Source organism: Klebsiella sp. CN_Kp100, assembly GCF_040065315.1.
Lineage (GTDB): Bacteria > Pseudomonadota > Gammaproteobacteria > Enterobacterales > Enterobacteriaceae > Klebsiella > Klebsiella oxytoca.
Map to the genome: position 1 here is coordinate 112,287 of NZ_JBEAIJ010000034.1, position 8,650 is coordinate 120,936.

Annotated in this window: 6 protein-coding genes and 1 pseudogene; all 7 read right to left on the minus strand. The window is 55.0% G+C overall.

Going from position 1 to position 8,650, the window contains the following annotated elements; all coding sequences use genetic code 11:
- Window positions 1–15: 15 nt before the first annotated feature.
- The 7 genes and pseudogenes from bcsQ to dppA all read right to left on the minus strand — a co-directional run bounded on the left by bcsQ (window position 16) and on the right by dppA (window position 7,750).
- Window positions 16–808: pseudogene (gene bcsQ / locus ABLV12_RS12570) on the minus strand (cellulose biosynthesis protein BcsQ).
- A 1-nt stretch (window position 809) separates the two neighbouring features.
- Window positions 810–1,397 (minus strand): cellulose biosynthesis protein BcsO, encoded by a 588-nt coding sequence (locus ABLV12_RS12575; RefSeq protein WP_064397765.1) that lies wholly within the window; start codon window positions 1,395–1,397, stop codon window positions 810–812.
- A 702-nt stretch (window positions 1,398–2,099) separates the two neighbouring features.
- Window positions 2,100–3,113: a dipeptide ABC transporter ATP-binding subunit DppF gene (gene dppF, locus ABLV12_RS12580; protein WP_064397763.1), complete on the minus strand. Its 1,014-nt coding sequence runs from the start codon at window positions 3,111–3,113 to the stop codon at window positions 2,100–2,102.
- A complete protein-coding gene (gene dppD / locus ABLV12_RS12585) occupies window positions 3,110–4,093 on the minus strand; it encodes a dipeptide ABC transporter ATP-binding protein (protein ID WP_004116296.1) in 984 nt (327 codons plus the stop codon). Before dppD ends, dppF begins: the two co-directional genes overlap by 4 nt.
- Window positions 4,094–4,103: 10 nt before the next feature.
- Entirely contained in the window at window positions 4,104–5,006 is a 903-nt protein-coding gene (gene dppC / locus ABLV12_RS12590; RefSeq protein WP_004106740.1) for a dipeptide ABC transporter permease DppC, read from the minus strand.
- A gap of 9 nt (window positions 5,007–5,015) precedes the next feature.
- The gene (dppB, locus tag ABLV12_RS12595; protein ID WP_004106742.1) at window positions 5,016–6,035 is read right to left on the minus strand and encodes a dipeptide ABC transporter permease DppB; all 1,020 of its coding nucleotides are present in this window, start codon (window positions 6,033–6,035) and stop codon (window positions 5,016–5,018) included.
- A gap of 107 nt (window positions 6,036–6,142) precedes the next feature.
- A complete protein-coding gene (gene dppA, locus ABLV12_RS12600) occupies window positions 6,143–7,750 on the minus strand; it encodes a dipeptide ABC transporter periplasmic-binding protein DppA (RefSeq protein WP_004116299.1) in 1,608 nt (535 codons plus the stop codon).
- Between the last annotated feature and the right edge of the window lie 900 nt (window positions 7,751–8,650).

Below are 8,650 nucleotides of genomic sequence, written 5' to 3' on the forward strand. Positions count from 1 at the left end.
AGCCCTGCAGTTAAATTAAAGACCTGACCTGCGAGGCTGGCTGTGCACCGTGCCGTCGCCGATATTGATACCCAACTGCGCAGAGATTTTTTTGGCAATAATTTCAATATCAAAGGCGGCTGCGGAGGATGAGTTAAAGTCGAGGATCGACTTCTGAGAGGCATTTGCCTCCACCACGCTTTCATCACGATGAATAATGCCCAGCAGACGATCGCCCAGCTTTTCTTCCATCAACGCCGTGACATCGCGACTGACCTGGCGACGGTTATCGCTCTGGTTAATCACAAAATAGTGACCGTGTTTAGCGTTGAGAGCGCCTCCGGTCAGGCGCTGCTTTTCCACGTGCGACAATGCGGACATTGATGCGGTATCCGCCAGCAGCGGTACCAGATGCATGTCGGCCAGCGAAGTCAGCGCCTTTAGCGCGGGTGAAGGGCCCGGCGGCAGGTCGGCAACGGTAATCAGCCCAGGATAGTTAAGCAGTGCCGCCAGCCCGCGCGTCAGGAAATGCGCGTCATGGGTCAGACGCTCATCGAACGCCTGTCGCTGCGCCTCGCTCACCTCGCCGTAGGGCAAAACGAAAATATTGCTGCCGGCGCTTAACACGCACTGGCTCCAGTCATGGAGCTCCAGCGCTTTTGCGGCATACCCACGCTCATCGCCGAGAGGCACGCCAAAATGCAGGCGCAGCGCGTTCTGCACATCAAAATCCAGAGCCAGGACTTTGCTGCCTGCGCGGGCCAACGCCCAGGCCAGGTTTGCCGCCAGGGTCGTCTTTCCTACGCCGCCTTTCGGCGAACACACGCAGATCAACGGCATGTCGCAATCCTTTCTAAGAGTGATTTCAGGGGCTGATCTTTATCTTTCGCCGCTGGCGCCACCGTTTTTGCCGCAAAGAGATGGGCAAAACCGTCCACCGTCGGCGCTATCGCCGGGCGAGGTCTGACAGCCGGAGCTGGCACGTGGTCAGATAGCGGCGCAACAGGTTGCGATACGGCTGTCCGGAACGCTTGCCCGGTCGCGGCCTCGCCTGCCTGCACTATCGGTTCTACGGCAACCGGAGCAATATGACTCACCGCGGGAACAGGCTGCGGCGCGGATGGGGCTGCAGGGTCGGGTATCATTACCGACGGCGCAACCGACGATGCCGCCGGCGCGGTCTGAACGGCTGTCCGCTCCACCTGATGAAACATATTGGCCGGCACCAGCTGCGGCAGGGGTAAAGATACCGATCCTCCCATAGCCAAAGAGGATGCTTGCTCGGCAGGAATAAGCTGATTGAGAATAACCCAATCGCCTTTTTCACCGGCGCCGGTTTCTGATGAGAGGTCCTTGAATGGGAGACTGTGTGTCCGCGTCTTTTCCTTGAAGCGCTGCAAATCATCATAATGGTTCATAGATAACCTCATGATTTTAAATACATCATATTTAATCTGTTTTAATTGTCATGCTATGCCGCCAGAGCATAGTTTAATGGGTTGTTTTTTGGGGAGTTACGCCCGTCACAATACGCTAACTTTAGTATTAATTTGATTATTTTGAATAAGCCTGACTGGTTTAATTCCATAGCGGTAGTGCGGCTACACTAACAGCTATTTTTCAAAATGATAGCCCCATTTTTTGGGCGGCAGCGTCATCAATCCCCCCGCAACCTGCCGGGCTATCAGCAGGCCGTAGTTTTTTATGCCGTTTAACTTTTAAAAACCGTGTAATACGCGCCGACTGAATGCGAAAGAGAAAACATTTTAATATTTTTTAATGTCTTTAGTAATCACCTGCCACGCTTAATTAAAATAATAAATAACACCGTGGCGCAAAATAAATAGCTCAGGATGTTAGCCAAAAACCAGGAATATAAAGCGTTGACCGAACAACAAGGAACAATTTCATGAATCACCTTTGCTGCTTACCCGCTCCAACCAAAGAAAGAACGAAGATAAAACAAAATATTTTCATGTAGTTATCTCGCTCTCCCGCAATAACTATTGTACTGGCGTAGGGTGCCAGCATTGTTCGTTGTAGGTTTGTTCCAACAGCGCTGAGTCCGGGCTAAAAAAAGCCGAAGCACAGGCTTCGGCTTTGATTATCGGTTACCTGGATCAGCTCAGCGGCTTCTCGCCGTTTTGATCCTGGTCGACCGCAAAGCAGGCCACCAGCTGGCCGCTGTAGTCTTTCAACTGCGGTTGAAGCTGGGTACATGGGCCAAAACGGCGGCGACAGCGGGCGTTAAACGCGCATCCCGGCGGCGGATTCAGCGGGCTCGGCAGCTCGCCGGTGAGCTTGATACGCTCGCGGCGGTCATCCGGATTCAGACGCGGCGTGGCTGACAGCAGCGCCTGAGTGTACGGATGCTGCGGGTTATTGAAGATGTGATCCTTCGTCCCTTTCTCCACGCAGCGGCCCAGATACATCACCATGACTTCATCAGCGATATGCTCCACGACCGACAAATCGTGAGAGATGAAGACGTAAGAAAGCCCCAGATCCTGCTGTAAATCCATCATCAGGTTCAGCACCTGCGCGCGCACCGAAACGTCCAGCGCGGAGACCGGTTCATCGGCAATCACCACGTCCGGGTCCAGCATCAGACCGCGGGCAATCGCGATACGCTGACGCTGGCCGCCGGAGAACATATGCGGATAACGGTCGTAATGTTCGGTTTTCAGACCCACTTTCGCCATCATCGCCAGCGCCTTCTCCCGACGCTGCTCTTTGCTCAAGCTGGTGTTGATCTGCAGCGGCTCCTCGAGAATCTGCCCCACCTTTTTACGCGGGTTAAGCGAACCGTAGGGATTCTGGAACACAATCTGGATTTTCTGCCGGCGCAGCTTCTGCGCCTGCGGATCGTGCTTCAACAGGTCCTGTCCCTGGTAGTAAAGCTCGCCGCCGGTGGGAATTTCAATCATCGTCAGCAGACGACCGAGCGTCGACTTGCCGCAGCCAGACTCCCCCACCACCGCCAGCGTTTTACCGCGTTCAAGGGTAAACGAAACGCCGTCCAGCGCTTTGACCAGGCGTTCCGGCGCAAACAGCCCCTTCTTCACCGGGTAGTATTTTTTCAGATCGGTGGCCAGCAACAGAGGCTGTTGCGTGGTGGCCTCATGCGTACTCATAGCCCAGGCCTCCCGGCATCATCAAGTGGGTAATGACATTTCGACTGGCGACCGCCGTTAAGCAGGTTCAGCTCAGGTTCTTCACTGCGGCATTTGTCTGTCGCATAGGGGCAGCGCGGATTGAGCAAACAGCCGTTCGGACGGTCGTATTTACCCGGCACCACGCCCGGCAGCGAGGCAAGGCGCGCTTTATCCTGAGCGAACTCCGGCAGCGCGCGCAGCAGCGCCTGCGTATAGGGGTGGCGAGGCGCGCGGAAGATATCCTGCGCGTCGCCGGTTTCCACCACCTGCCCCGCGTACATGACGATGATTTTGTGCGCCGCTTCGGCCACCAGCGCCAGATCGTGGGTGATCAGGATCAGCGCCATATTCTCTTTTTGCTGCAGCTCAAGCAGCAACTCAATGATCTGCGCCTGGATAGTCACATCCAGCGCCGTCGTGGGTTCATCGGCAATCAGCAGCTTTGGCCGACAGGCGATGGCCATCGCAATCATCACGCGCTGGCTCATACCGCCGGAAAGCTGATGCGGATAGACATCAAGACGCGAAGCCGGGTCGGGGATACCGACCAGCGTCAGCAGGTCAATAGCCCGCTGCACGCGGGTTTTCTTGTTGCCGCCCTGGTGCACCTTAATGGCTTCCATAATCTGGTAGCCGACGGTATAGCACGGATTCAGGCTGGTCATCGGGTCCTGGAAGATCATCGCCACTTCCGCGCCCACCAGCTGGCGGCGCTCTTTTTCGGAAATGCGCTTCAGGTCGCGACCGTTAAACTCCAGCTTTTCAGCCATCACCCGGCCGGGATAGTCAATCAGCCCCATAATCGCCAAAGAGCTAACCGATTTACCCGAACCGGACTCGCCGACGATACCAACCACTTCGCCCTGATTTACGCTGTAGCTCACGCGATCTACGGCGCGGAACGGCGTCCCTTCGTCGCCGAAGTGCACCGAGAGTTTATCTACATTTAATAACGCCATCTCGAACCTCTTACTGCTTCAGTTTGGGATCGAGCGCGTCACGCAGACCGTCACCCATCAGGTTAAATGCCAGCACCGTCAGCAGGATAGCGACACCGGGAAAGGTGACGACCCACCAGGCGCTCTGCGCGAACTGCAACACGTCGGAGAGCATCGTGCCCCACTCCGGTGTCGGCGGCTGCGCACCCATGCCAAGGAAGCCAAGAGCGGCCATATCGAGAATGGCGTTAGAGAAGCCCAGAGACGCCTGAACAATCAGCGGCGCAAGGCAGTTAGGAAGAATGTTGATGAACATCTGACGCATCGCGCCGGCCCCCGCCACGCGGGAAGCGGTGACGTAATCGCGGTTCACCTCTACCAGCACCGCCGCGCGGGTCAGACGCACGTAGTGCGGCAGGGCGACAAAGGTCAGCGCTATAGAGGCATTGACGATCGACGGGCCGAAGATGGCCACCAGCACCAGCGCCAGCAGCAGACTTGGCAGGGCCAGCATAATGTCGACAACGCGCATAATGACCGAGTCAATCACGCCGCCAAAATAGCCCGCGACAAGACCGAGCACCACACCGAGGATCAGCGATAGCACAACGACCAGACAGCCTACCAGCAGCGACAGGCGCGCGCCGTACATCAGGCGCGACAGGATATCGCGGCCAACGTCATCGGTGCCGAGCAGGTGGGACATGCTGCCGCCCTCCTGCCAGAACGGCGGAGCCAGCAGCGCATCGCGGAACTGATCCGCCGGATTGTAAGGCGCGAGGAAGTTGGCGAAGACGGCGATGATGATCATCACCGCGACATAGGCCAGCCCCACGACGGCGCCTTTATTACGTTTAAAATAGTGCCAGAACTCCTGCAACGGGGTCATTGGCACCGGCGCGGCGACAACTTTATTTTCAGTAACTTGTGACATGATGGCCCCTTACTTCTTATGCCGGATACGCGGGTTCACCACGCCGTACAATAGGTCGACCAGCAGGTTGACGAGAATAATCATCGTCGCCACCAGCAGCACCCCGCCCTGCACCACCGGATAGTCGCGGCGCTGCAGCGCATCAATCAGCCAGCGGCCAAGGCCCGGCCAGGAGAAGATGGTTTCGGTCAGGATAGCCCCCGCCAGCAGCGTACCGACCTGCAGGCCGATAACCGTGACCACCGGCAGCATCGCGTTACGTAAAGCATGCACGATGATTACCCGCATCCGCGTCAGGCCTTTCGCGCGCGCGGTACGGATATAATCCTCACCCAGCACTTCCAGCATCGACGAACGGGTCATACGCACGATCACCGCCAGGGGAATCGTCCCCAGCACCACTGCGGGCAGGATCATATGCATTACCGCATCAATAAAGTCGCCCGGCTCGCCCCAAATCGCGGTATCGATCAGCATAAATCCGGTCAACGGCAGGGTATCGTCAAGGAAGACGGTATCGCTGATACGCCCGGAAACCGGCGTCAGATTGAGCTGCACCGACACCAGCATGATTAGCATCATGCCCCACCAGAAGATGGGCATAGAGTAGCCGGTCAGCGCGAGGCCAACGGAGGTGTGGTCGAAGATAGAGCCGCGCTTAACCGCCGCCAGCACGCCCACCGGGATACCGACAATGACGGCAAAAATCATCGCGCAGACGCCCAGCTCCATCGTGGCTTTAAAGCGCGGTACGAACTCTTCCCAGACCGGAATACGGCTTTTCAGCGAGATGCCCAAATCACCGTGCATCACGCCCCAAATATAGTTGACGTACTGCTGCCACATCGGTTTATCAAGGCCCATCTCGGCCAGCAGCTGCGCGTGACGTTCAGGGGAAATACCACGTTCGCCCGCCATAATCATCACCGGGTCGCCGGGAATCATATGAACGAAGGCAAAAGTGAGAAGGGTAATACCGATAAATGTCGGGATGACAAGTCCCAAACGTCGGAGAATGAACTGCAACATAACCCGGATTCTCTCTAGTGACGACCCGCCTGGTGACAGGACGTCTGTATTGCTCACAAATGTCAATTCCCTCTCCCCAAGGCGGGGAGAGGGGGAACACGCTGTTATTATTCGATAGAGACGTTATCGAAGTGGTGTTTACCTAATGGATCGACCACGTAGCCTTTGACCTCTTTACGCACCGGCTCATAGACGGTGGAGTGAGCGACGATCAGCGCCGGCGCCTGGTCATGCATCACAACCTGAGCCTGTTTGTACAGCTCAATACGCTTGTTGTGGTCGTCGGTAGCGCGAGCCGGTTGAATCAAGTCTTCAAACGGCTTGTAGCACCAGCGGGAGTAGTTAGAACCGTCTTTTGCCGCGGCGCAGCTAAACAGGGTCGCGAAGAAGTTATCCGGATCCCCGTTGTCGCCGGTCCAGCCCATCATTACGGTCTGGTGCTCGCCCGCTTTCGCGCGCTTGAGGTATTCACCCCACTCGAAGGTCACGATCTTGGCCTGGACGCCAACTTTTGCCCAGTCGGCCTGAATCATCTCAGCCATACGGCGCGCGTTCGGGTTATACGGACGCTGTACCGGCATCGCCCACAGGTCGATGGTAAAGCCTTTTTCCAGTCCTGCCTCTTTCAGCAGCGCTTTCGCTTTTTCTGGATCGTAGGTGTAGTCTTTAATGTCGTCGTTATAGCCCCACATGGTCGGCGGGATCAGGTTCTTCGCGGCCTGGCCGGCGCCCTGATAAACGGCTTTGATAATCGCTTCTTTGTTTACCGCGTAGGTCAGCGCCTGACGAACTTTGACATCATCCAGCGGCTTCTTCTCGGTGTTGAAAGAGAGGTAGCCGACGTTCAGACCCGGCTGTTCCAGCAGGGTGATATTTTTGTCTTCCTTCATGCGCGCGATGTCTGCCGGGTTCGGGTACGGCATGATCTGGCATTCATTTTTCTGCAGCTTAGCGTAGCGCACGGAAGCATCAGGGGTGATGGAGAAGACCAGGCGATCGATTTTCGGCTTAGTGCCCCAGTAACCCGGGAAGGCTTTATAGAGAATACGGGAGTCTTTTTGATACTGCAGCAGCTGGAACGGACCGGTACCGATTGGGTTGAGGTCCACTTTCTCCGGCGTACCGGCTTTCAGCATGTTATCGGCATACTCTTTTGACAGAATAGAGGCGAAGTCCATAGCGAGGTCGGCAAGGAACGGCGATTCCGGACGGGTCAGCACGAACTGGACGGTATTATCGTCCACTTTCTTCACTTCGCTAATCAGGTCTGGTAATCCCATGCCTTCAAAGTATTCATAGCTGCCGCCAGACACTTTGTGGTACGGGTTATTGGTATTTTTTTGTCTGTCGAATGAGAAAACGACGTCATCGGCGTTCAGCGTGCGGGTCGGTTTAAAATCTTTGTTATCCTGCCACTTCACGTCTTTACGCAGATGGAAAGTATAGGTTTTTCCGTCTTCACTAACTTCCCATTTCTCCGCCAGGCCCGGAATAACTTCCGTGGTGCCGGTTTTGAATTCTACCAGGCGGTTATAAATTGGCACTGAGCTGGCGTCATAGGTGGTACCAGAGGTGAAGAGCTGTGGGTTAAAGCCTTCCGGCGAACCTTCTGAACAATAAACCAGGGTCTTCGCTTGTACGCTTGCTGCGACGGTCATGGCAACCAGGCTCAGACCAAGCTTCAGCATCCCTGATTTCTTCAAGGAAATACTCATTATTCTGCTCCAAATGTGATGTTGTTTGCATATATCCGCCAGACCTTTATTTATTTTTATTCGTCATATTTCGAACTACGGATGCGTTGGCTGCGCTCGATCGCTCCAGTCACATAGCCATCTATGCTCCTGGGGATTCTCAAGCTTGCCGCCTTCCCGCAGCTCGAACTATTTAGAATATACCCGGTCCGGTCGGTGGTGCCCGAAAGCGTTGAGAGAGATGGGGATTCCTTTCGCAAAAACGACTGAGTTGCAGTACGGATTCTCCATGAAATGCCCCTCATGCCCTACAATCTGTCAACAGAATGGGGAAACGTCAATACAGCCAACCTGGTTTTACATCCGGGGTGAGAATCGGCAGGCAAAGATTAAAAAAAGTGCAATGCGCTATTTCCAGCAGAGAAATTTATGCTAGCGGCCAATAGACAGAATAAAGCCCTTTATATTTTTCAACAGGCAGTCATAAGCAATTCCAGGAAATGGTAAAAATTTCTTGCGATGTGACCAATATGTGAGCGATAAATAGCGTGAACGTTAAAACGCACAGCGGAAAATGCTGAAGTTATCCATAAGCTTCGCGAAAAAAGATCGGAGCATATATAAAAAAATACAATGGAAGATGTCACAAAATAGGGAATTGGCGGCAGGAAATGAGGATGGATGCGTTTTTTCACACTCTTAGCAGGCAGCGCCTTTTCCCGGAGGCGATGCTGCGCATCTGTCCGGGCTACCTGCCCGCAAACAATGCTGAACCTGTAGCCCGGGCAAGGCGCTTTGCGCCGCCCCCGGGAGCGGTGTGCGGTGCGGCTGAAATCCCCGGAGGCGATGCTGCATATCAGTAAAAGCTACAGATGCAAAAAAGCCTGCTCGTTGAGCAGGCTTTTGAATTTGGTCGGTGAT

Coding starts and splice junctions, on each gene's coding strand:
- ABLV12_RS12575 (WP_064397765.1), bottom strand. CDS start 1,397: ATGAACCATTATGATGATTTGCAGCGCTTCAAGGAAAAGACGCGGACA.
- dppF (WP_064397763.1), bottom strand. CDS start 3,113: ATGAGTACGCATGAGGCCACCACGCAACAGCCTCTGTTGCTGGCCACC.
- dppD (WP_004116296.1), bottom strand. CDS start 4,093: ATGGCGTTATTAAATGTAGATAAACTCTCGGTGCACTTCGGCGACGAA.
- dppC (WP_004106740.1), bottom strand. CDS start 5,006: ATGTCACAAGTTACTGAAAATAAAGTTGTCGCCGCGCCGGTGCCAATG.
- dppB (WP_004106742.1), bottom strand. CDS start 6,035: ATGTTGCAGTTCATTCTCCGACGTTTGGGACTTGTCATCCCGACATTT.
- dppA (WP_004116299.1), bottom strand. CDS start 7,750: ATGAGTATTTCCTTGAAGAAATCAGGGATGCTGAAGCTTGGTCTGAGC.